This window comes from Pseudomonas sp. FP818, from assembly GCF_030687335.1.
Taxonomy (GTDB): Bacteria; Pseudomonadota; Gammaproteobacteria; order Pseudomonadales; family Pseudomonadaceae; genus Aquipseudomonas; species Aquipseudomonas shahriarae.
The window spans coordinates 1,192,847-1,215,175 of record NZ_CP117427.1 but is presented as its reverse complement, the minus strand read 5'-3'; the positions used below and the strand labels follow the sequence as shown (position 1 = coordinate 1,215,175).

General features: G+C 61.2%; 19 protein-coding genes and 1 pseudogene. 4 read left to right on the top strand and 16 right to left on the bottom strand.

Going from position 1 to position 22,329, the window contains the following annotated elements; all coding sequences use genetic code 11:
- The first annotated feature begins 92 nt into the window (after positions 1-92).
- Complete coding sequence (locus PSH80_RS05380; protein WP_198818461.1) at positions 93-1,718, top strand: glucan biosynthesis protein D; 1,626 nt, start codon at positions 93-95, stop codon at positions 1,716-1,718.
- Positions 1,719-1,767: 49 nt separating this feature from the next.
- Here PSH80_RS05380 and PSH80_RS05375 read toward each other — a convergent pair whose 3' ends face one another.
- The 5 genes from PSH80_RS05375 to PSH80_RS05355 all read right to left on the bottom strand — a co-directional run bounded on the left by PSH80_RS05375 (position 1,768) and on the right by PSH80_RS05355 (position 6,617).
- Complete coding sequence (locus tag PSH80_RS05375; protein ID WP_057438021.1) at positions 1,768-1,953, bottom strand: hypothetical protein; 186 nt, start codon at positions 1,951-1,953, stop codon at positions 1,768-1,770.
- A 246-nt stretch (positions 1,954-2,199) separates the two neighbouring features.
- Positions 2,200-2,733 carry a GNAT family acetyltransferase gene (locus PSH80_RS05370; RefSeq protein ID WP_057438019.1) on the bottom strand — a complete coding sequence of 178 codons (534 nt, stop codon included), beginning with the start codon at positions 2,731-2,733 and terminating at the stop codon, positions 2,200-2,202.
- Positions 2,734-2,838: 105 nt separating this feature from the next.
- A complete protein-coding gene (locus tag PSH80_RS05365; RefSeq protein WP_169960794.1) occupies positions 2,839-3,945 on the bottom strand; it encodes an NADH:flavin oxidoreductase/NADH oxidase in 1,107 nt (368 codons plus the stop codon).
- Between the two features lie 170 nt (positions 3,946-4,115).
- Positions 4,116-5,825 carry a single-stranded-DNA-specific exonuclease RecJ gene (gene recJ, locus PSH80_RS05360; protein ID WP_115127502.1) on the bottom strand — a complete coding sequence of 570 codons (1,710 nt, stop codon included), beginning with the start codon at positions 5,823-5,825 and terminating at the stop codon, positions 4,116-4,118.
- Between the two features lie 249 nt (positions 5,826-6,074).
- A complete protein-coding gene (locus PSH80_RS05355) occupies positions 6,075-6,617 on the bottom strand; it encodes a YaeQ family protein (RefSeq protein WP_057438005.1) in 543 nt (180 codons plus the stop codon).
- A gap of 147 nt (positions 6,618-6,764) precedes the next feature.
- Between PSH80_RS05355 and PSH80_RS05350 the strand changes: the two genes are divergently transcribed.
- Both PSH80_RS05350 and PSH80_RS05345 read left to right on the top strand, forming a co-directional pair.
- Positions 6,765-7,964: a CaiB/BaiF CoA-transferase family protein gene (locus PSH80_RS05350; protein WP_057444507.1), complete on the top strand. Its 1,200-nt coding sequence runs from the start codon at positions 6,765-6,767 to the stop codon at positions 7,962-7,964.
- Positions 7,965-7,989: 25 nt separating this feature from the next.
- Entirely contained in the window at positions 7,990-8,874 is an 885-nt protein-coding gene (locus PSH80_RS05345) for a TIGR02285 family protein (protein ID WP_115127501.1), read from the top strand.
- A gap of 170 nt (positions 8,875-9,044) precedes the next feature.
- Here PSH80_RS05345 and PSH80_RS05340 read toward each other — a convergent pair whose 3' ends face one another.
- Entirely contained in the window at positions 9,045-9,329 is a 285-nt protein-coding gene (locus PSH80_RS05340) for a DUF3509 domain-containing protein (RefSeq protein ID WP_057438042.1), read from the bottom strand.
- Positions 9,330-9,599: 270 nt separating this feature from the next.
- On the opposite strand from PSH80_RS05340, the gene PSH80_RS05335 reads away from it, so the two are divergent.
- Entirely contained in the window at positions 9,600-10,262 is a 663-nt protein-coding gene (locus PSH80_RS05335; protein WP_057959551.1) for a response regulator transcription factor, read from the top strand.
- 28 nt (positions 10,263-10,290) lie between these two features.
- Here the strand turns inward: PSH80_RS05335 and PSH80_RS05330 are convergent, their stop codons facing one another.
- The 10 genes and pseudogenes from PSH80_RS05330 to rimM all read right to left on the bottom strand — a co-directional run bounded on the left by PSH80_RS05330 (position 10,291) and on the right by rimM (position 22,327).
- Positions 10,291-11,520, bottom strand: coding sequence for an EAL domain-containing protein (locus tag PSH80_RS05330; protein WP_128593887.1), 1,230 nt, complete (start codon positions 11,518-11,520; stop codon positions 10,291-10,293).
- Between the two features lie 72 nt (positions 11,521-11,592).
- Positions 11,593-15,216, bottom strand: a complete 3,624-nt coding sequence (locus tag PSH80_RS05325; RefSeq protein ID WP_370693718.1) for a transporter substrate-binding domain-containing protein — start codon at positions 15,214-15,216, stop codon at positions 11,593-11,595.
- Positions 15,217-15,339: 123 nt separating this feature from the next.
- Positions 15,340-16,751 (bottom strand): annotated as a pseudogene (thrC, locus tag PSH80_RS05320) (threonine synthase).
- A gap of 66 nt (positions 16,752-16,817) precedes the next feature.
- The gene (locus PSH80_RS05315; RefSeq protein WP_029296281.1) at positions 16,818-18,122 is read right to left on the bottom strand and encodes a homoserine dehydrogenase; all 1,305 of its coding nucleotides are present in this window, start codon (positions 18,120-18,122) and stop codon (positions 16,818-16,820) included.
- 127 nt (positions 18,123-18,249) lie between these two features.
- Entirely contained in the window at positions 18,250-18,981 is a 732-nt protein-coding gene (locus PSH80_RS05310) for a thioredoxin fold domain-containing protein (RefSeq protein ID WP_057437999.1), read from the bottom strand.
- Between the two features lie 141 nt (positions 18,982-19,122).
- Positions 19,123-20,019 carry a site-specific tyrosine recombinase XerD gene (xerD, locus tag PSH80_RS05305; protein WP_057437997.1) on the bottom strand — a complete coding sequence of 299 codons (897 nt, stop codon included), beginning with the start codon at positions 20,017-20,019 and terminating at the stop codon, positions 19,123-19,125.
- A gap of 124 nt (positions 20,020-20,143) precedes the next feature.
- Positions 20,144-20,557 carry an acyl-CoA thioesterase gene (locus PSH80_RS05300; protein WP_057437995.1) on the bottom strand — a complete coding sequence of 138 codons (414 nt, stop codon included), beginning with the start codon at positions 20,555-20,557 and terminating at the stop codon, positions 20,144-20,146.
- 82 nt (positions 20,558-20,639) lie between these two features.
- The gene (gene rplS, locus PSH80_RS05295; protein WP_003175895.1) at positions 20,640-20,990 is read right to left on the bottom strand and encodes a 50S ribosomal protein L19; all 351 of its coding nucleotides are present in this window, start codon (positions 20,988-20,990) and stop codon (positions 20,640-20,642) included.
- Positions 20,991-21,035: 45 nt separating this feature from the next.
- Positions 21,036-21,809 (bottom strand): tRNA (guanosine(37)-N1)-methyltransferase TrmD, encoded by a 774-nt coding sequence (gene trmD, locus PSH80_RS05290; RefSeq protein ID WP_024077235.1) that lies wholly within the window; start codon positions 21,807-21,809, stop codon positions 21,036-21,038.
- Complete coding sequence (gene rimM, locus PSH80_RS05285; protein ID WP_010565276.1) at positions 21,791-22,327, bottom strand: ribosome maturation factor RimM; 537 nt, start codon at positions 22,325-22,327, stop codon at positions 21,791-21,793. Before rimM ends, trmD begins: the two co-directional genes overlap by 19 nt.
- Positions 22,328-22,329: the final 2 nt, after the last annotated feature.

Below are 22,329 nucleotides of genomic sequence, written 5' to 3'. Positions count from 1 at the left end.
CGTTGCGTTTGGCCGAAGGCATGTCCGAACCGTAATTTCTGATCCAGCACGCGCCAGGAACGGCACGGGATTGCTCACCACAGGTTGTATTTATGCACCGCAGGAATTTGCTCAAAGCGTCCATGGCCATCGCGGCCTACACCGGGCTGTCAGCCAGTGGTCTGCTGGCCGCCCAGGCCTGGGCCGGGAATCGTGCAGCCGATGGCGACGCCAAGGCGTTCGACTTCGACTGGCTCAAGCTGCAGGCCAAGCAACTGGCTGGTAAGCAGTATCAGGACACCCGCCAGGTGCTGCCGCCGACCCTGGCGACCATGACCCCGCAGAATTTCAATGCCATCGGCTACGACGGTAATCATTCGCTGTGGAAAGACCTCAAAGGCCAGCTGGACGTGCAGTTTTTCCACGTCGGCATGGGTTTCAAGACCCCGGTGCGCATGCACAGTGTCGACCCCAAGACCCGCCAGGCGCGGGAGGTGCATTTCCGTCCGTCGCTGTTCAATTATGAAAAAACCACGGTCGATACCAAGCAGCTCAAAGGCGACTTGGGTTTTTCCGGCTTCAAGCTGTTCAAGGCCCCGGAACTGGACCGCCACGACGTGGTGTCTTTCCTTGGCGCCAGCTATTTCCGTGCGGTGGATAACACCGGCCAGTACGGTCTTTCGGCACGCGGCCTGGCCATCGACACCTACGCCAATAAACGCGAAGAGTTCCCCGATTTCACCCAGTTCTGGTTCGAGACGCCGGACAAGGACAGCACCCGTTTCGTGGTCTACGCCCTGCTCGACTCGCCGAGCGCCACCGGTGCCTATCGTTTTGATATCGACTGCCAGGCCACCCAGGTGGTGATGGCCATCGACGCCCATATCAATGCGCGCACGGCAATCCAGCAGATGGGCATCGCGCCGATGACCAGCATGTTCAGTTGCGGCACCCATGAGCGGCGCATGTGCGACACCATCCACCCGCAGATCCACGACTCTGATCGCCTGGCGATGTGGCGCGGCAACGGCGAGTGGATCTGCCGCCCGCTGAACAACCCGGCCACTCTGCAGTTCAATGCCTTCGCCGATAAAGACCCGAAAGGTTTCGGCCTGGTGCAGACCGACCATGAGTTCGCCAGTTACCAGGACACCGTCGACTGGTACAGCAAGCGCCCAAGTCTGTGGGTGGAGCCGACCACCGCGTGGGGTGAAGGCTCTGTCGATCTGCTGGAAATTCCTACGACCGGCGAGACCATGGACAACATCGTCGCCTTCTGGACCCCGAAAAAACCGGTGGCCGCCGGCGACTCCCTGAACTTTGGCTACAAGCTCTACTGGAGCGCCCTGCCCCCGGTCAGCACACCGTTGGCACAAGTCAACGCCACCCGCTCCGGCATGGGCGGCTTTACCGAAGGCTGGGCGCCGGGTGAGCATTACCCGCCGGTCTGGGCCCGCCGTTTTGCCGTGGACTTCAAGGGCGGTGGCCTCGACCGCCTGCCCGCAGGTACCGGGATCGAGCCTGTGGTCACCTGCTCCCATGGCGAAGTGAAAGACTTCAGCGTGCTGGTGCTCGACGACATCAAGGGCTACCGCATTCTCTTCGACTGGTACCCGACCAGCGATAGCGTTGCGCCGGTGGAGATGCGCCTGTTCATCCGCACCAATGACCGGACCTTGAGTGAAACCTGGTTGTACCAGTACTTCCCGCCCGCACCGGACAAGCGCAAGTACAGCTGATGCCCAACGTTCCCACGCTCATTGCGGCGTGGGAACGCCCCCACCCGGTTCAAAAACGCGAAATACTCCTCATCGCACCAATCAAATAACGCATCGCAATTTGATCGTTTTCGGTCAGGGCACGGTACTGCTCAAGCAACTGCGCCTCGTCCGAGCTCAACCGGCGGCCATGCAACGACAGCTTGCGGCTGAAAAAAAGCACCAGAACCCCTGCGACACCAATGGACTTGGCCATGGACTGTTTCTCCGTGTGATAAACAACAACTCCCGATGCCCATAACCCTGTCCGCGAAGTGCAATGCCTCAGCGCGTAAACAGACTGACTTCCTGGGCCAGAAGCCGTCTTACTTCAAGCGTAGAAACTATCCTGGCGCTTGTGAGATTTTTTTAGAGTATTCACTTAAATAATTGCCTTAAGGCAAAAGGACTTCAGAAAATCCTCACGTACTGACCGCCGTGTACGCGCCTGATGCCGGACAGATCAGGGCAGCGGGCGATACAAGTGGATGTCATTGGGTTCCCGGTGGTACAGCTCGCTGTCGGGCTGCTTGAGCAAACGACAGCCGTGATGCAGATAAAAATCCACGGTGTTGCGCGACTCGGTGGCCGAGATATACAGCGCCTGCGCACCCAGCGTTACCCCGTGCGCGCAGGCCAGCGTCAGCAAGCGCCCACCCAGCCCATGCCCTCGGCCACTGTGGCTGACATGCAGGAACTTGAGCTGATGCATACGCAGGCCCTGGTTATGGATCACCCGGTTATCCACCACCGCTGCCGCCAGCAGCGTCGGACCAGCAAACACTCCATGCAACCACCCGCCGCGCAGCCAGCAGGCATGCAACTCCAGGGCATCCTGCTCGGCTTCGCCTTCGGGCCAACCGCGCATGTCGTGGTGAGCGGCGTAGAGCACCAACTCGCCGTGTTCTAGGCGATAGCACTCATCAATCTGCTCAGTGCGGTCAATCAACGCCAGCAGGGGAATGTCGCTTTCATTCAAATCACGTTCCACCAGCATCTTGGCCTCCAGTGTCCAGGACGCTCAGGATCGCTACTCCCCCGGCGACAGGCAAGAAAAAACCCACCGTGATCAGCGGTGGGTCTGGGTGACGAATGTAAAAAATCAGTCGCGCAAGTCAGACTCATGGATCGGCTGGTCGCGGTGGGTAGCCCGCTGGTACTGCGCCGGCCAGGTCGCCTTGCGGCCGCCCAGGTCGTCATCGGCGTGCAGCGGCCAGTACGGATCACGCAGCAGTTCCCGGGCCAGGAAGATGATATCGGCCTGGCAGGTGCGCAGAATATGCTCGGCCTGGGCCGGTTCGGTAATCATCCCGACCGTGCCGGTGGCCATGCCGGATTCCTTGCGCACGCGCTCGGCAAAGCGCGTTTGATAACCGGGGCCGATAGGGATTTCGGCATTGGCGGCGGTGCCACCGGAGGACACGTCGATCAGGTCCACACCCAGGTCTTTCAGGCGGCGTGCCAGTTCCACGGTTTCGTCGGGGTTCCAGCCGTCTTCCACCCAGTCGGTGGCCGAGACGCGTACAAACAGCGGCAGCTCTTGCGGCCACACATCGCGCACCGCCTGGGTGACTTGCAACACCAGGCGGATGCGGTTTTCAAAGGATCCGCCGTATTGATCCTGACGCTGATTGCTCAAGGGCGAGAGAAATTGATGCAGCAGATAACCATGGGCGGCATGGATTTCCACCACTTGGAAGCCGGCGGCCAGGGCACGCCTGGCGGCGGCCACGAAGTCGGCGATCACTTGCTGGATTTGCCCTTCGTCCAACTGCCGGGGCGCGGTGTGCTGCGGGTCGAAGGCGATGGGAGACGGACCTACCGGCACCCAGCCACCGTCTTCGGGCTTGACGCTGCCATGCTTGCCGATCCACGGCCGATGGGTGCTGGCCTTGCGCCCGGCGTGGGCCAGTTGAATGCCCGCCACCGCGCCCTGGGCGCTGATAAAGCGTGTGATGCGACGCAGCGGCTCAATCTGGGCATCGTTCCACAGGCCCAGGTCCTGGGCGGTGATGCGGCCATCGGCAGTAACGGCGGTAGCTTCGCTGAAAATCAGCCCGGCGCCGCCAACGGCGCGGCTGCCCAGGTGCACCAGGTGCCAGTCGTTGGCCAGGCCATCGACGGCGGAGTACTGGCACATCGGCGATACGGCAATGCGGTTGAGCAGGGTCAATTGGCGCAGGGTATAGGGTTCAAGCAACAGACTCATGGGGCACCTCTTCTCGTATCCGGTGGGCATTGGCTCCAGGGTTCTGTTTGACCGGTACGCGTGACGAGAAGATGAAAGGCCCGTCCCCTTCGGGCTAAAAAACAGACAAGGTCACAAGACCAATCACACAGTGCTTAGAGACTAGTCGACAACCGGGGATTGCACAGGGTTCAGCGCGGTTCGATGTGGGCAATCATCAATTGCACGGTTTCCTGGCCGCGGAACTCATTGACGTCGAGCTTGTAGGCCAACTCCACCCAGCGAATGGTCGGGTTCGGCCACACTTCGCGGTCGATGCCAAAGGCAATGCCATCGAGCTTCACCGCGCCGCACTCACTCTTGAGCACTACCTTGAGGTGCCGCTCGCCCACCACCCGCTGCTCCACCAGTTGAAACACCCCATGAAACAAAGGCTCGGGAAAGTGCTGGCCCCAGGGCCCGGCGTTGCGCAGGGCACGGGCCAGTTCCAGGTGGAACTCTTCCACCGCCAGGGTGCCATCGGACAACAGGCGCCCCGTCAGGTCTTCTTCACGCAGTTGCCGGCGTACTTCGGCGTCGAAGGCTTCGGCGAACAACGGGAAGTTGGCTTCAGGCAAGGTCAGGCCCGCCGCCATGGCGTGGCCGCCGTACTTGGCGATCAGGTTCGGGTGCTGGCTGGCCACCACTGCCAGGGCATCGCGGATATGAAAGCCCGGCACCGAACGCCCGGAGCCCTTGAGCAGGCCATCACCGGCATCGGCAAAGGCAATGGTCGGGCGGAAATAGCGCTCTTTCATACGCGAGGCGAGGATCCCGATCACACCCTGGTGCCATTCCGGGTCGAACAGGCACAGACCAAATGGCATCGACTCCACCGGCAAGTCCTTGAGCTGGGCCAGGGCCTCGCGCTGCATGCCCTGCTCGATGGCTTTGCGATCCTGGTTCATACCGTCCAACTGCGCGGCCATTTCCCGGGCCTGGGCGAAGTCGCTGGTGAGCAGGCATTCGATGCCCAGGCTCATGTCATCCAGGCGCCCGGCCGCATTCAGCCGTGGGCCGAGGATAAAACCCAGGTCGGTTGAGGTGATACGTGCGTGGTCGCGCTTGGCCACTTCCAGGATCGCCTTGATCCCTGGGCGCGCACGCCCGGCGCGGATCCGCTCCAGGCCTTGATGGACCAGGATGCGGTTGTTGGCATCCAGCGGCACCACGTCGGCCACGCTGCCCAGGGCCACCAGATCGAGCAACTCGCCGATATTGGGCTGCGGCTGCTTGTCGTACCAGCCCAGGCTGCGCAGGCGCGCACGCAGGGCCATCAGCACGTAGAAAATCACCCCGACGCCCGCCAGGGCCTTGCTGGGGAACCCGCAACCGGGCTGGTTCGGGTTGACGATGGCATCGGCCGCCGGCAGTTCATCGCCGGGCAAGTGGTGGTCGGTGACCAGCACCTTGAGACCCGCCGCCTTCGCCGCCGCCACACCCTCGACACTGGAGATGCCGTTGTCCACGGTAATCAGCAAGTGCGGCTCGCGCTGCAAGGCCACGGCGACGATTTCCGGGGTCAGGCCGTAGCCGTATTCGAAGCGGTTGGGCACCAGGTAATCCACATGGGCCGCCCCGAGCAGGCGCAGGCCGAGGGTGCCCACGGTGCTGGCGGTGGCGCCATCGGCGTCGAAGTCGCCGACGATCAGGATGCGCTGGCGCTGCTCCAGGGCCGTCACCAGCAAATCCACGGCAGCCTCAATCCCTTTGAGCTGCTGATAGGGAATCAGCCGCGCCAGGCTTTTATCCAGCTCATCCTGCGAGGTCACGCCACGGGCGGCGTAGAGACGGGTCAGCAACGGTGGCAATTCACCGAGGAACGGCAGGACAGCGGGCAATGGGCGGGGATCGATGCGCATGGGGTGATGGGGGCTTCTGTGCAATACAACGGTTAAAAAACACTATGAGTAACGACAAACATCAAATGTGGGAGCGGGCTTGTGTGGGAGCGGGCTTGCTCGCGAAAGCAGTGGGTCAGTCAACATCAATGCTTGCTGGGCCGACGTCTTCGCGAGCAAGCCCGCTCCCACATTTGATCTTCGCTGCTTTGAAGATTGCCTTCGCTTAACTGGGCAAGCCAGCTCCCACACAAACCCGTCCTGACAGGATCAGCCGCGTTCGCCGACCAGCCACTGCAGTTGCACTTCGTGCTGGCCGCGGTCATCGGTGACGAAGATCGTGCCTTCGCTGATCATCACATCCCACTTGATCACCCGTGGCATGTCCTTGGCCAGGGTTTCCAGGATTTCCTGGGGTACGGCGGCGATATGCACGTTTTTCAGGTTATTGGCCACCGGCACCACCTTGCCTTCCCACACCCGCAGGCTGCCGTAGGCCAGCAAGCTGGTACGTTCGGTACGGCGCGAACACCAGGTCAGGCGGTCGGCATCGGGCTGGCCGACTTCGATCCAGTGCAAAACCCGATCATCCAGGCTTTTTTCCCACAGGGCTGGTTCGTCTACATCTGACAGTCCGCGACCAAACGACAACTGCTCGTTGTACCAAAGGGCGTAGGCCAGCAAACGCACGGTCATGCGTTCTTCGGTTTCCGAGGGGTGACGGGCGATGGTTTGCTTGACGCTCTCGTACACCGAACGATCGAGGTCGGTCAGGTTGAGTTCAAACTTGTAGGTCGTGGACGGCTGGGCCATGAACGGACTTCTAGAGACAGGGAAAGGCGGCCAGTCTAACCGATGGCGGGGTCATTCAACGAATCCTGCGCTGCATCATCCTTATCCCTGCAGCACTCGCCTATGTTAAAAGGCAATACATACCTTCCTGCGTTAGTAAGGATCCTCATGTCGTTTACCGCCAAACCGCTCGCCGGCCTGAAAGTCATCGAACTGGGCACCCTGATCGCCGGCCCGTTCGCCTCGCGCATCTGCGCCGAGTTCGGTGCCCAAGTGATCAAGGTCGAATCCCCCGACGGCGGCGACCCGCTGCGCAAATGGCGCAAGCTGTATGAAGGCACGTCGCTGTGGTGGTTTGTCCAGGCACGCAATAAACAGTCCCTGACCCTCAACCTCAAGCATCCCGAGGGGCTGGCGATCCTCAAGCAGTTGCTGGCAGACGCCGACATCCTGATCGAGAATTTCCGCCCCGGCGTCCTGGAAAAACTCGGCCTGAGCTGGGACACCCTGCACGCCCTCAACCCCAAGCTGGTAATGGTACGGCTCTCGGGCTTTGGCCAGACCGGGCCGATGAAGGATCAACCGGGCTTCGGCGCGGTCGGTGAATCCATGGGTGGCCTGCGCTACATCACCGGCTTCGAAGACCGCCCGCCGGTGCGCACCGGGATTTCCATCGGCGACTCCATCGCCGCGCTGTGGGCGGTGATTGGTGCGCTCATGGCTCTGCGCCATCGCGAGGTCAACGGCGGCCTCGGTCAAGTGGTGGATGTGGCGCTGTATGAAGCGATCTTCGCGATGATGGAAAGCATGATCCCCGAGTTCGATGTGTTCGGGTTTATCCGCGAGCGCACCGGCAACATCATGCCGGGCATTACCCCGTCATCAATCCATACCACCGCCGATGGCAAGCATGTGCAGATTGGCGCCAATGGCGATGCAATCTTCAAGCGCTTCATGCTGACCATTGGCCGTGAAGACCTGGCCAATGACCCACAACTGGCCAGCAATGATGGCCGCGATAGCCGGCGCGACGAGCTGTACGGCGTAATCGACCGCTGGGTCAACAGCTTGCCACTGGCCCAGGTGGTGGAGCAGCTGAACCAGGCCGAAGTGCCTGCCAGCCGGATCTACAGCGCCGAAGATATGCTGGGCGACCCGCAATACCTCGCCCGGGAAATGTTCCTCAAGGCCCAGTTGCCCGACGGCAAGGATTTCAAGATGCCCGGCATCGTGCCCAAGCTCTCGGACACCCCAGGCAGTTGCGAGTGGGTCGGGCCAGAGCTGGGCGAACACAATGCCGTGGTTCTGCAATCCCTGGGCTACGACAGCGACGCCGTGGCCCGTTTGCGTAAGGATGGCGCGATCTGATGCCCCGTGGAGCACTCTCAAGATAATGGCCGGCCGTTTTATCAGGGCGTTGCGGCGCCTATGGCTCATCGCCCCGCTGCTGGGGATGCTGCCGCTCTCGAGCCAGGCACAGGACACCCTGACCTGGCTGGTGCGTGACCTGCCGCCGATGACCATTTTCGAGGGCCCGCAAAAGGGCCAGGGCAGCGTCGATAAACTGCTGCCGCTGTTAATCGAGCGCCTGCCGCAGTATCGTCACCAGATCCTGCACGTCAATCGCGCCCGAGGCCTGCAAATGCTCAACACGCCCTCCTTCACCTGCGACCCATCGTTGGTATGGACCCCCGTGAGGGCCAGGAACATTGTGTTTTCCGCGCCGGCGTTCGCCGTGCTGAGCAATGGCATCGCGATTCGCCGCAACCAGCAGGGCGCCCTGGCAAGCTATGTGGTGGATGGCCAGTTCGATCTGGCGAGGTTTCTCGACCTGCAGCAGATGCGTCTTGGGATCGTCGCCGAGCGTAGCTACGGACCTGGGGTGGACGAACAGTTGAATCACGCCGATCCACTCAAGCTGGCCCCACATTACGGTAACGACGCACTGGGCAGTTTGCTGCAGATGCAGCGCCTGGGGCGGCTGGAAGCCGTGTTGGGCTACTGGACGGAAATCCGATACCAGGCAGCGCAACAGGGTATTGATCCGCAAGACCTGGTGTTCTATCCGATCAAGGGCACGGCGCGCTATCAGCGGATTCATATCGGTTGCTCGGACACCCCGATGGGGCGCGAGGCCATTACCCATATCAATCGCGAGTTGCAGAATATTCCCCAGGAGACATTGCGCCAGTCCTACGCCAACGGGCTGGACCCGCTGATGCGCGAGCAATACCTCAAGGACAACCCGAGGTTTTTCAGCGAAACGCCGCTGCCCTGATAAATCCAGGGCAAAAAGAAACCCCGAGCAGTGGGGAGACAACTCGGGGTTAAACGTGGCCTACAAAGACCAGTACAACAAGCTACAAGCACCGGAGCACAATGCTTGATCCTGCTGTTACATGGTCTGACTGGCCTTCCTGTAGGAAGGTTCCGAAGATAAAAATTTCTTCACGCCTGGACGCTGATGCGCGTCTGGGCGGCGTTGCGCAAGGCCGCGATTACCGAAGGTTCCAGGCGCCCTTCGGCGATTTTCAGGTCGCGGAGCAGGCAGTCCACCACGTCCACCAAGGCGCGCTTGTCGGTCAATTGCGCACGATCCACTTCGCGTTCGACCACGATTGCGCCCGTGGGGCTCTTCACTGTCACCAGGCTCTCGCCGTGTACACCCGAGGTAGTCAGCGTGACCTGATAAGGGCTCAGCGCTTCACCGAGCAATAGGCTGATACTTTCCATCTCGATCACCACTCAATCATGAGAAAAATAAATAACCAGTGTAGGCGCGAGCTTGCTTGCGAAAAACCTGAGAGCGCCACGTTCGTTCAGGATGCCCTACATTATCGTTGACGTTTTTCGCGAGCAAGCTCGCGCCTACAGATAAGTGACCTACGCCAAAAGCACAAAGTTCGCCTTTGAGCTGAGCTTATCGAGCATGCATGGCAAATATGACAGAGAGAAAACAACCGCCGACAGGCTAGAATCTCCTGATTATTGCCGGAGTCCACCGTGAGAGACGCGTCTGAACAGCCCTTGCGTATTGTCATCGCCGACGATCATCCGATTTTCCTGATCGGTTTGCGGGCAGTGCTGGAGCGCGACGAGCAGGTGCGCATCGTCGGTGAGGCCACCTCGCCCCAGGCCCTGGCCGCCCTGCTGCAACGCTGCCCCTGCGATGTACTGGTCACCGATTTCATGATGCCCGCCGAGCCCCAGGCCGATGGCCTGCGCCTGATCGAACACCTGCGCCGGCATTACCCGGACCTGCCGATTGTGGTGGTGACCATGCTCAACAACGCCGGCCTGTTCCACTCGATCCTGGAACTGGGGGTCATGGGTCTGTTGAGCAAGGCCAGCCTGGCCGACGAGTTGCCCGAAGCCATCGACAAGGTGCGCCAGCAGCGGCCCTATGTGGCCCGCACCATTGAACAGGCGCTCGCCCTGGCCGGTGCAGTGGGGGCTGATCGCCTGCACTCACAGCACCAGTTGTCACCCCGGGAACTGGAGGTGATCCGCCTGCTGGCAGGTGGCAAGACGGTGGGCGAGATTGCCGCGCACCTCAATCGCAGCAAGCAGACCGTCAGCGCGCAGAAAGTCAGTGCCATGCGCAAGCTGGGGCTGATCAGCGATGCCGCGTTGTTCATCTATGTGCAGGAACACGGGTTGGCCTAGGTTTGTGCAGCGCCCGGCTTGCCGGCTCCTACAAGGCAATCGCCGTAGATTTCGCCAGCCAGTGTTGCAGCGCCTGGGCACTCATCGGATGAGCGATCAGGCAACCCTGCAGCCAGGCCGGCCCCAGCGCGCGCACCGCGTCACGGTCGGCGGGGGTTTCAATTCCGGTCACGACCACGCCAACCCCCAGGTGCTGGGCCATGCTCATGGCCCCGGCGACCACCGCACACTTGCGTTCGTCACCCGCCATCCCGCTGGCAAACGCCGGGGGAATCTTCAGCTCGGTGAACGGCAGCTCCAGCAACCGTTGCAGGCTGGTACCGCCGATGCCGAAATCGCCAATGGACAGCTTGCAACCGATCATCCGCAAGCGCAGCAAACCGGTGACATGGGCGCTGTCGGTCTTCAGGCGCGAGGTTTCCACCAGTTCCAGGGTGAGATTGCGCGCCGGGACGGCAAAGCGCTGCAGCAGGCCTTGCAGCGTGAGCGCGAAGTGTTCCTGATCCAGCAACCGCCCGGGAATGTTGACTGACACCGGCAGTTCCAGGCCCGTGTCCCGGGTCACCTGGGCGCATAGGCGCAACACCTGGTCCAGCACGTACCAGGTAAAGGCCTGCTCCAGGCCGGCCAACTCCAGCAGCGGCAGAAACTCGCTGGGCATCAACTGGCCATGCTCCGGGTCTTGCCAGCGCGCCAACGCCTCCACGCCTTGCAGATCACCGGCCTGGCTGACGATGGGTTGGTAGCAGACACGGGCGTAACGCTCAAAGGCGGCCTCGCCGACCTCAGCGCAAAGTTTCTCGGTCGCGAATTCACTCACTCCCAGCATCTGGTGCACACGCTCCCAGGACAGCGCTTGCGGGCTCGGCCGCAAGCGTTGCCGGCAGGCATCGAGCATCTGCCCGATGGAAGTGGCGGAAGCCGGCTTGGGCATGCACCCCAATACGTTCAACCCCGCATGACGCGCCATGCTCGCCACGCCTTCCAGTACATCCGGTTCGGCGTCGCTCAACAGGACCAGGACCTGGGCCTGGCTGTGCTCAGCCATTTCGCGGATCAGCCCCAGTGAGTCGCCATGCTCCAGGTACAGATCGCAGATGGCGATATCCACCGGCCCCTTGCTCGCCAGCGACTGGCGGGCGACCTCGACGCTGTCGGCCGTAAGCACGTTGAACACGCCGTTGGCGTTGAGCATCTGGTGCAGGGCCATCAGCTGGAACGGGTGATCTTCGAGAATCAGGACTTTGAGTGAGCGCATGGAAAACTCTGGGGCTGCGTGCAGGATGGCCCACATTAGCCAAAACCCGGACGCGACCACATAGGACGCGTCCTATTCTTGCTCCAGATAAGGCTGAATCTCCTCTCGCAATGCCAGCAATGCCTGCGACAAGGCTTGCCAGCGCACTGGCAGCTCAGCGTCGCGGTGTTCCCGCGCACTGCTTTCAAGGGCGATGCAGGCCTTGGCCAGCGGCAGCGCATCCACCAGGCAACAAATGCCCTTGAGGCGATGCAGGCTGGCCCGCACCTGCACCAGGTCGTGCTCGGCCATGGCGTTGCCCAACAGATGGTGCTCGTGCTCCAAATTGTTCGCCAACTCCTGCAACATGCTTTGCAGAATCGGCCCGTCGGCCTGGGTCATCTTGCGCAGGGCCTGCAGGTCGAAGGCCGGCACCGCCGTGACCCGGGCCAGCACCCGCGCCCACTGCTCCAGGGTCACCGGCTTGACCAGCAGCACATCCATACCCGCCTGCTGGTCGCGCTGGCTTTCGTCCTCCTGGGCCGCAGCGGTGCAGCCAATCAACGCGCAGCGCGGGCGCTGCTCCTGGGTTTCGATCTGGCGAATAGCCTCGGCCAGGGCATAACCGGACATGCCCGGCATATGACAATCAGTCACCAGCACGTCGAACGCCTCGCTGCGCCAACGCTGCAATGCGGCCTCGGCACTATTGAGGGCCACCACCTGGTGCCCGAGGAATTGCAACTGCTGGACCAGCACCAAGCGGTTGGCCGGCAGGTCGTCGACAATCAGCACCGACAGCACCCGGCCCGCAGCCAGCACCGGCGCGGCGGCCACCGGCGCCGGCAGGTCGTCACTGCCGACCCGGTCCAGGCGCAGGTCGATACACACGGTGGTGCCTTCGCCCAGGGTGCTGCGCAGGGTGATTTGCCCGCCCATCAGGTCCACCAGTTGCTGGCAGATACTCAAACCCAGCCCGGTGCCGCCATGTTCGGCGGCCGTCAGCGGGCTGCCCTGGATAAACGGCCGGAACACTCGTGCCTGCTGTTCGACGCTGATGCCGGGGCCAGTATCTTCGACGCACAGGTGCAAGTATTCGTGACCCTCACCATCCACCTGGCAGGCGACACGCATACGCACATCTCCGCTTTGCGTGAACTTCAGCGCATTGCCCAAAAGGTTATGCATGACCTGGCGCAGGCGCAGCGGGTCGAACCAGTAAAAGCCTTGGGCCTGGGGATCGAACGCCAGGGTCAGGTGCAGGCCCTTTTTCTGCGCAGTGGCTTCAAACAGGCGCTGGATACCTTCGAAGAAACCTTTCAGGTCAGTGGTCTGTGGCGCCAATTGCAGATGGCCGGCTTCGATCTTCGCCAGATCAAGGCTATCTCCCATCAGGGCAATCAACTCCCGTGCCGAGCGATGGGCCACCTGCAACGCCTCGGAAACAGGGGCGCCCGAGGCCAGGGCGCGCTCCTGTTCCAGCTCCAGCAGGCCGATAATCGCCGTCATCGGCGTACGAATCTCATGACTGAGGTTCGACACAAAGGCACTCTTGGCGTAGTTCGCTTCATCGGCAGCGCGACGCGCGTCCATCAGTTGGGTTTCCAGGACCTTGCGCTCGTTGATATCGACCCAGCCCCCGAGCAAACCCCGCAACTGGCCCTCGGCATCGTAAAACGGCACGGTCCATTGATAGACATGGGCGATACCGCCGTTGAACTCCAGTTGGCGGTCGATAAACAACGACTGCTGCGTCTCCAGTTGCTCCATGTGCCCCACATGCAGGCGCAAGGCGGTGGCGGCCGGCAAAATTCCACTCTCCGGCAGGGTCAGGCCCTGGATCAGTTCAAGCCGGGTGGCCAACTGCTGTTCATAGCTTTTGTTGCAGGTGACCAAACGGCCAGCGAGGTCACGCACAAACACCGGGTTGGGCATGCCGTCGAGCAGGGCGCGCTTGAACGCCAGTTGGTCATTGAGCCGTCGCTCGGCCTCCACACGCTGGCGGATCTGACGCTTGAGCCGACTGTTCCAGACCAGGGATACCAGCACAAACAGCAGCGCCGTGGCGACCGTCCAATAGGCCCATGGCGGCACACGCTGCCAGGCGGGCACCGGGACCGCCACCGCGCCCATCCAGCGCAGGCGCAACGCGCTCAGTTCGGCTACCGGCAAAGCTTCCAGGGCCTTGTTCAAAATACTCAGCAGCTCGGGATGGTCCTTGCGCACTGACAGGTTGTCACTGGACCACTTGCCATCGACACTGCGACCGACCCGCAACTCATCGGTCGGATAACTCTGCACCTCGACTTCACTCTGGATGGTCGCTGCCGCGTCTCCCCGGGCTACCAGGGCGCGAGCCTCGGTGTAGTTGGCCACCGAGCGCAGGCGGATCTGCGGGTATTCACGCCGGATGTAGCCTTCGAGCACATGCCGCGCCGGCAGCGCCAACACCTCGCCCGAAAGCTGGCTGAGGCTGTTCAGCGGTGGCGTATCAAGACGCTCGACAAACACCCAGCCGGCACCGCCAAACCCGTGGCTGAAATCCAGAAACCTTCGGCGTTCGGTGTTTTCCACCAGGGTAGTGCTCATATCCGCACTGCCGTTTTCCAGGATTGCCAGGGTCTGCGCGGTGGAAAACACTTCCTCCATGACGAACTGCAAACCGGTCATGCGCGACAGGCGGTTGAGCAGGTCGACATTCAACCCGACCCAGCGCCCGTCCTTGTCTTTGAACACATAGGGCGAGTATTGCTGGGACGCCACCACCACATGGGGATGCTGCAGCACCCAGGCCTGCTCGGCGGCCGACAGGGGAATACGCTCACCGACGACGTCCACCCCCAGCCCGGTGGTCCAACGGGCCAGGATCTCACGGCGCACCGAGTCATCAATGCTCTGCAACGCCCGGTCCATCATCTTGCCCAGCAAGGGATCGGCCTGGCGCGTGGCGAAGGCAAAACCAATCGGCGCCAGGCGGCTTTGCTCCTTGATCTGCATGCTCAGGTAAGGACGCAGGGACTTGTAGGCGCGCACGATCACTTCATTGCCGATAAACGCATCCACATCACCCTGCTCCAGGGCTTCGAGGCCGCTATAGAGATTGGGCGCCAGCATGATGTGGCTTTGCGGGTAGGCGGCATGCACGTTCTTGACGTTGGCGTAGCCATCGAGCAACACCACCTTCTTGTCCTGGAGTGCGTCATTTGGCGTGGCGTCGGCACCGCGGGTCACCACCACCGAACGGTCGGGCATATAGTCCGCCGTAAAGGCCAGGCCGGGCACGTCACGTTCATAGCCGTTGGCGCTGGTGAGGATATCAATCGTCCCGGCGCGCAGGGCCTCCACGGCCTGGGCCCGCTCGGCGAAGCCCATCACCTGCATCGACACGCCGAGTCTCGCCCCCACCAGGCTCAAGTAGTCGGCACTGATGCCCTGGTAGCGATTGCGATCGCGGGTGATGTCGATGGGTTGGTAGTCATCAATGGAAATCCCCACCCTCAGGGTTCGGTGTTGCGCCAGCCACTGGCGCTCGGCGGGTGCCAGGGGGATGGGCGCCAGGGTGATAAACGCCGGCACCAGATTGAACGGCAGGCTGACGGCGGCCAGGCTTGCAGGCAGGTGGCCGAGCAGCAGCGCGCTCAGTAGGCACAGGTGCCATCGGGTCGTGAACCGCACCGTGGGGGTTTCCTTCTTGGTTATTTTTTGTTCGGTGGACATATCCGTTGCAGGGGTAACGGGGCGCCCTGGATCAAAAACAGGGCGCGATACCCGCCAAGAAAAACGGCGCTTCCCCATCTCTGGACAAGCGCCGTTTGCCTTATTCGTGCAGCCTTTCAGAACTCAGAGCGGCTTACCACGATTGCCATGCTGGCTGACGAACGCCTGAATAGCCTTCAGGTCATTAGGCAATACCGTGCAACGCTCTTCCCGCTCAAACAGGTCAGCCAGGTGCGGCGGCAGTTCCAGAGCCTTGCCGACACCGGCCTTTCTGCACCGCCTCAGGGAATTTCACCGGGTGGGCCGTGCCGAGGATCACCATCGGAATGTCCAGGCTGCGCCGGCATTCGCGCGCGGCCTTGACGCCAATGGCGGTGTGCGGGTCCAGCAGCTCGCCGGTCTGGGCATAGACTTCAGCGATGGTCTCGCAGGTCTGGGCATCGTCCACGGCCAGGGAGTCGAACAGCTTGCGGGTCTCGGTCCAGCGTTCCTGATCGACGCTGAAACCACCACCCTGCTTGAAGCTGTCCATCAGGCCGGCCAGGGCCGCGCCGTTACGACCGTGCATGTCGAACAGCAGGCGTTCGAAGTTCGACGAGACCATGATTGTCCATCGACGGCGACAGGGTCGCGTGCAGGGTTTCCTTGACGTACTGGTTGCCGCTCATGAAGCGGTGCAGGATGTCGTTGCGGTTGGTGGCGACGATCAACTGGTTGATCGGCAGGCCCATGTTGCGTGCCAGGTAACCGGCGAAGATATCGCCAAAGTTGCCGGTCGGCACCGAGAACGACACCGAACGTGCCGGCCCGCCCAGCTGCAGCGAGGCGTGGAAGTAGTAGACGATCTGGGCCATGATCCGCGCCCAGTTGATCGAGTTCACCGCAACCAGACGCGTGCCTTTGAGGAAGCTCTGGTCAGCAAAGCTGGCCTTGACCATTTCCTGGCAGTCGTCGAAGTTGCCTTCGACCGCGATATTGTGGATGTTCTCGCCGAAGATGGTCGTCATCTGCCGGCGCTGCACCTCCGATACGCGGTTGTGCGGGTGCAGGATGAAGATGTCGACGTTTTCGCAGTGCTTGCAGCCTTCGATGGCCGCCGAGCCGGTATCACCGGAGGTGGCACCGATGATCACCACGCGCTCGCCGCGTTTCTCCAGCACGTAATCCAGCAGGCGACCGAGCAGTTGCAGGGCGAAATCCTTGAACGCCAGGGTCGGGCCGTGGAACAGCTCCAGCACCCATTCGTTGCCGTTCAGCTGACGCAGCGGGGCGATGGCGTTGTGCGAGAACACGCCGTAGGTTTCTTCGAGGATCTTCTTGAAATCGGCATCGGGGATGCTGCCGGTAACGAACGGGCGCATGACCCGGAACGCCAGCTCGTGGTACGGCAGGCCAGCCCAGGAGGCGATTTCTTCCTGGGTGAAGCGTGGCAGGTTTTCCGGCACGTACAGGCCACCGTCAGTGGCGAGGCCTGCGAGCAGGACGTCTTCGAAATTCAGGGCCGGTGCCTGGCCGCGGGTGCTGATGTAACGCATGACTGGCTCCTCTACAACATTCTTGAACAGAGGCCGCCGAACCTGCGGGGCCTCTGCAACCTATCGTTAGTTCAGGTGTTCGACGCGGATCCGCACCACCGGCCCGACCACGCCCTGCAGGGCTTCCAGCGCGGCAATGGCATCGTTCATGTGCTGTTCCAGCACACGGTGAGTCAGCAGGATCATGGGCACCAGGCCGTCGTGTTCTTCGACTTCCTTCTGCATGATCGACTCAATGTTGATGCCGCGCTCCGAGAGGATGCTGGCCACCTGGGCCAACACGCCCGGGTGGTCCTTGGCCTGGATCCGCAGGTAGTAGGAGCTTTCGCAGGCTTCGATCGGCAGGATCGGGTGGGCCGACAGCGAATCCGGCTGGAAGGCCAGGTGCGGCACGCGGTTTTCCGGGTCGCTGGTCATGGCGCGGACCACGTCCACCAGGTCGGCGATCACCGACGAAGCCGTCGGCTCCATGCCGGCACCGGCGCCGTAGAACAGGGTCGAACCGGCCGCATCACCATTGACCATCACCGCGTTCATCACGCCATTGACGTTGGCGATCAGGCGGTCGGCCGGAATCAGGGTCGGGTGCACGCGCAATTCGATACCGGCAGCGGTGCTGCGCGCCACGCCCAGGTGCTTGATGCGGTAGCCCAGGGCTTCGGCGTAGTTCACGTCGGCGGTGGTCAGCTTGGTTATGCCTTCGGTATAGGCCTTGTCGAACTGCAGCGGGATACCAAAGGCGATGGACGCCAGGATGGTCAGCTTGTGCGCCGCGTCGATACCTTCTACGTCAAACGTCGGGTCGGCTTCGGCGTAACCCAGGGCCTGGGCCTCGGCCAGCACGTCTTCGAAGGTACGGCCCTTCTCGCGCATTTCGGTAAGGATGAAGTTACCGGTGCCGTTGATGATGCCCGCAACCCAGTTGATACGGTTGGCCGACAGGCCTTCGCGGATCGCCTTGATCACCGGGATACCGCCAGCGACGGCGGCTTCGAACGCCACGATCACGCCCTTCTCGCGGGCCTTGGCGAAGATTTCGTTGCCGTGCACGGCAATCAGCGCCTTGTTGGCGGTAACCACGTGCTTGCCGTTTTCGATGGCCTTGAGCACCAACTCACGGGCGACGGTGTAGCCGCCGACCAACTCGATGACGATGTCGATTTCAGGGTTCGTGGCCACATCGAAGACATCGTTGGTAATCGCAATACCGGTCGTTTGGTACTGAGGCTTTGGCGTACGCATGGCAATTTGTGCCACTTCAATCCCGCGCCCTGCACGGCGGGAAATCTCCTCAGCGTTACGCTGAAGTACGTTCAAGGTGCCGCCACCGACGGTCCCTAACCCACAGATGCCTACTTTGACCGGTTTCACTGAAGAACTCCCCATGAAACGGCCGACTCAAGGTCGGCCGTGAAAAACAGCCGCACAACTGCGGCTCTCTGTTAACGACCCGTCGACGTGTCGGCGGGCCTGATCGTCAAAGGCTCGACAATACTGTTTATTTGGCACCCAGTGCCAGTTTGGCGACTTGTGGCGCAGGCTGGTAGCCCGGAATCACCTGGCCGTCGGCCAAGACGATGGCCGGCGTACCGTTCACCCCGATGGACTGACCCAGAGCGTACTGCTTGGAAACCGGATTGGCACACTTGGCGGACTTGATTTCTTTGCCATCGACCATCTTGTCCATGGCTGCTTTCTTGTCGGTTGCGCACCATACCGCTTGCAGTTGCTCGTCGCCCGGCGAACCGAGGCCCTGGCGCGGGAACGCTACGTAACGCACTTCGACACCCATCTTGTTCAGCGCAGGTATCTCGGCGTGCAGCTTGTGGCAGTACGGGCAAGTGGTGTCGGTGAAGACGGTGATGTGGGTCTTGGTTTCGCCAATCGCGGGGTAGACCACGGTCTCGGCCACCGGGATACCGTTGATCAGCTTGGAGATCCCAACGCGCTCGGCCTTCTCGGTGAGGTTGACCGGCTTGCCGTCTTTCAACTGGAACAGGTAGCCCTGGACGATGTACTGACCGTCGGCGCTGGCATACAGCACGCGGCTGCCCTTGAGCTTGACTTCATACAGGCCGGCCATCGGGCTGGCGCTGATGCTTTCGACCGGGGTTTCGAGCTGGAGGCTTTCCAGACTCTTACGGATTGTCTTCTCGGCGGCGTCATCGGCGACGGCAAAGGTTGAAACCAACGCAATGGCTGCGGCGGCAAAAATCTGGGTCAAGCGCATGGGAACTCCTGAAGGCAGATGCAGGGACGAAGGCCAGGACGCCGATCTGGAAACACGGCTCGGGACCGTCCCCTTTGCAAACCGGCAAAGCCTACCACAATTGGGCGCCAGGGCAGACGCTGGCGGCCAAATTGGGGCCTGTCAGCCCCTTGGGTGATGTTTGGCATGCAGGTCCTGCAACCTTGCCCGCGCCACATGGGTATAAATCTGCGTGGTGGACAGGTCGCTATGGCCCAGCAGCATCTGCACCACGCGCAAATCCGCGCCATGGTTGAGCAGATGGGTGGCAAATGCATGGCGCAGGGTGTGGGGGGACAGCGACTTACCGATCCCGGCGACCTTGGCCTGGTGCTTGATGCGATGCCAGAAGGTCTGGCGGGTCATCTGCTCGCCGCGCAGGCTGGGGAACAGCACGTCACTGGGGCGCCCGCCGAGCAGCTCGCTGCGGGCATCGCGCATATAGCGCTCGACCCACACGATTGCCTCTTCGCCCATGGGCACCAGGCGCTCCTTGCTGCCCTTGCCCATCACCCGCAACACACCCTGGCGCAGATTGACCTGCTCCAGGGTCAGGCTGATCAGCTCGGTGACGCGCAGGCCGCAGGCATACAAGACTTCCAGCATCGCGCGGTCGCGCTGACCGATGGCTTCGCTCAGGTCGGGCGCAGCCAGCAGGGCTTCGACGTCGGCTTCTGACAGGGACTTGGGCAACGGCCTGCCGAGTTGCGGCATATCGACTTGCAGGGTCGGGTCAACAGCAATCAGCTTTTCCCGCAGCAAATAGCGATAAAACCCACGCACTCCCGAGAGGAATCGCGCAGTGGAGCGCGGCTTGTAGTTCTGCTCAAGGCGCCAGGCCAGGTGATCGAGGATCAACTCACGCCCGGCGTGGCTCAGCTCGAGGTTTCTCTCCAGCAACCAGCCATTGAACAGGGCCAGGTCGCTGCGGTAGGACTGGCGCGTGTTGTCCGACAGGCCTTTTTCCAGCCAGAGGGCGTCGAGGAAGCGGTCGATCAGGGGATGGTCAATGGCGGGCATGGGGGCTCAGGCTGAGTACTTTAGTGTCTGGTAGATCCTATCGCAGGCAAGCCCGCGCCCCCAGGGAAATGCATGGCTAATGTGGGAGATGGCTGGCCTGCGATAGCGGCGACGCGGTCTCGGATCAGTCTACAAACCCAGGCAGCACTGGCACCGGGCGCTTATCGTCATCAATTGCGACAAAGCTGAACACACCCTGGATCGCCTTCTCGCGGCCATCGGCACTCATGCTCTCGACAAACACCTCCACTTCCACCTTGAGGCTGGTGTTACCGACTTTGATCACGCGGCCAATCAGCTCGACGATGGAACCGGCCGGGATCGCGTGATTGAAGTCGATACGGTCGGTAGACACCGTCACCAGCGGCAAACGGCAAAACCGCGTGGCGGTGATGAACGACACTTCATCCATCCAGGCCAATGCAGTACCGCCAAACAGCGTGTTGTGGTGGTTGGTGGTCGGCGGAAATACGGCTTTGGTTACATGGGTCACGGACAGGTCGGTGCGGCGCTGGATTTCTTCGAGGCGGGTGGTCATGAACGGGTTCCGGGCAAGGGGCAAATTTCAGGCACAAAAAAGCAGCCCGTAGGCTGCTTTTTTCTGCATCGGGAAGCTGGACTTAAGCCAGTTTTTCCTTGATGCGAGCTGCTTTACCGGACAGGTCACGCAGGTAGTACAGCTTGGCTTTACGTACGTCACCGCGACGTTTAACGGCCATGCTGTCGATTTGCGGGCTGTAGGTCTGGAAAGTACGCTCTACGCCAACACCGTTGGAGATTTTACGAACAGTGAAAGCACTGTTCACACCACGGTTACGCTTGGCGATTACGACGCCTTCGAACGCTTGCAGACGCGAACGGTCGCCTTCCTTCACTTTCACCTGAACGACAATAGTGTCGCCCGGGGCAAAGGTAGGGATCTCTTTGGTCATCTGCTCTGCTTCGAGTGCAAGGATGATTTTGTTAGTCATGCTGTGCTCCTAAGGTAGATCGTCGGATCTACCATCGATACGTTGTTAACTATCGTCCCGCGCGAGGATGTATTCCTCGAGCAGCTTCTTCTCTTCTCCAGAAAGCGAGCGGCTTTCCAGAAGATCGGCGCGTCGTTCATAGGTCCGACCAAGGGACTGCTGTAAACGCCAACGCCGGATGTGTGCGTGATTGCCACTTAGCAACACGTCGGGAACACGCTGATCCGCATACACCTCCGGTCGGGTGTAGTGCGGGCAATCCAGCAAACCATCCGTGAAGGAATCTTCCTCCGCGGAGTCCGCATGCCCTAAAGCTCCAGGCAGCAGTCGTGTAACCGCATCTATCAGGACCATCGCCGGCAGCTCACCGCCAGACAGGACATAGTCCCCAATCGACCACTCTTCATCGACATGAGCTTCAATAAAACGCTCGTCAATGCCTTCATAGCGACCGGCAATCAGGATCAGTGCTTCCTCATTCGCCAGTTCGCGTACCGCCGCCTGTTTCAGCTGACGGCCTTGAGGGGACAGGTAAATTACCTTCGCCTTCTCCCCTGCTGCTGCCTTGGCCTGAACCAGGGCGTCTTCCAGGGGCTTGATCTTCATCACCATGCCCGGGCCACCGCCAAATGGGCGATCGTCCACAGTGTGATGTCGATCCGTCGTGTAGTCTCGCGGGTTCCAACAAGTGAGCTGCAAGAGCCCTTGTTTCACCGCCCGACTGGTGATGCCGTACTCGCTGATGGCAGAAAACATCTCGGGAAACAAACTGATCACTTCAATGCGCAAATTAGCCACGCTTAGAAGTCCGCGTCCCATTCCACCTTCATCTCGCCCGCTGCCAGGTCGACGGCCAACACGCATTGCTCGGTATAGGGCAACAGGCGTTCGCGATCATCCAGGCTGCCAGCGCAAGGCTTGACCACCATTACATCATTGGCGCCGGTTTCCAGAAGATGGTCGATTTTCCCGAGCAATTGCCCGAGTTGATCAATAACCTTCAGACCTTCCAGCTGGTACCAGTAGTACTCGCCGTCGGTCAATTCAGGGAACAGGTTGCGCGGCACGCAGATCTCATAACCGGCCAGAAGACGCGCTTCTTCACGATCATCGAGACCCTTGAGCTTTGCGACCAGGAACTTATCGTTCCCGCGTCCACTGACCAGCTCGACCTGTTTCACACTACCTTCGCGCTTGAGCGTCCAGGTCTTGTACTGCAACAGGTTTTCAGTCGGATCAGTAAAGGAATACACCTTCACTTCGCCGCGAACGCCATGAACAGAGTAAATCTTGCCGATAACGATCAAATCATCAGCAACAGCTGGCGTCGCGTTCATAT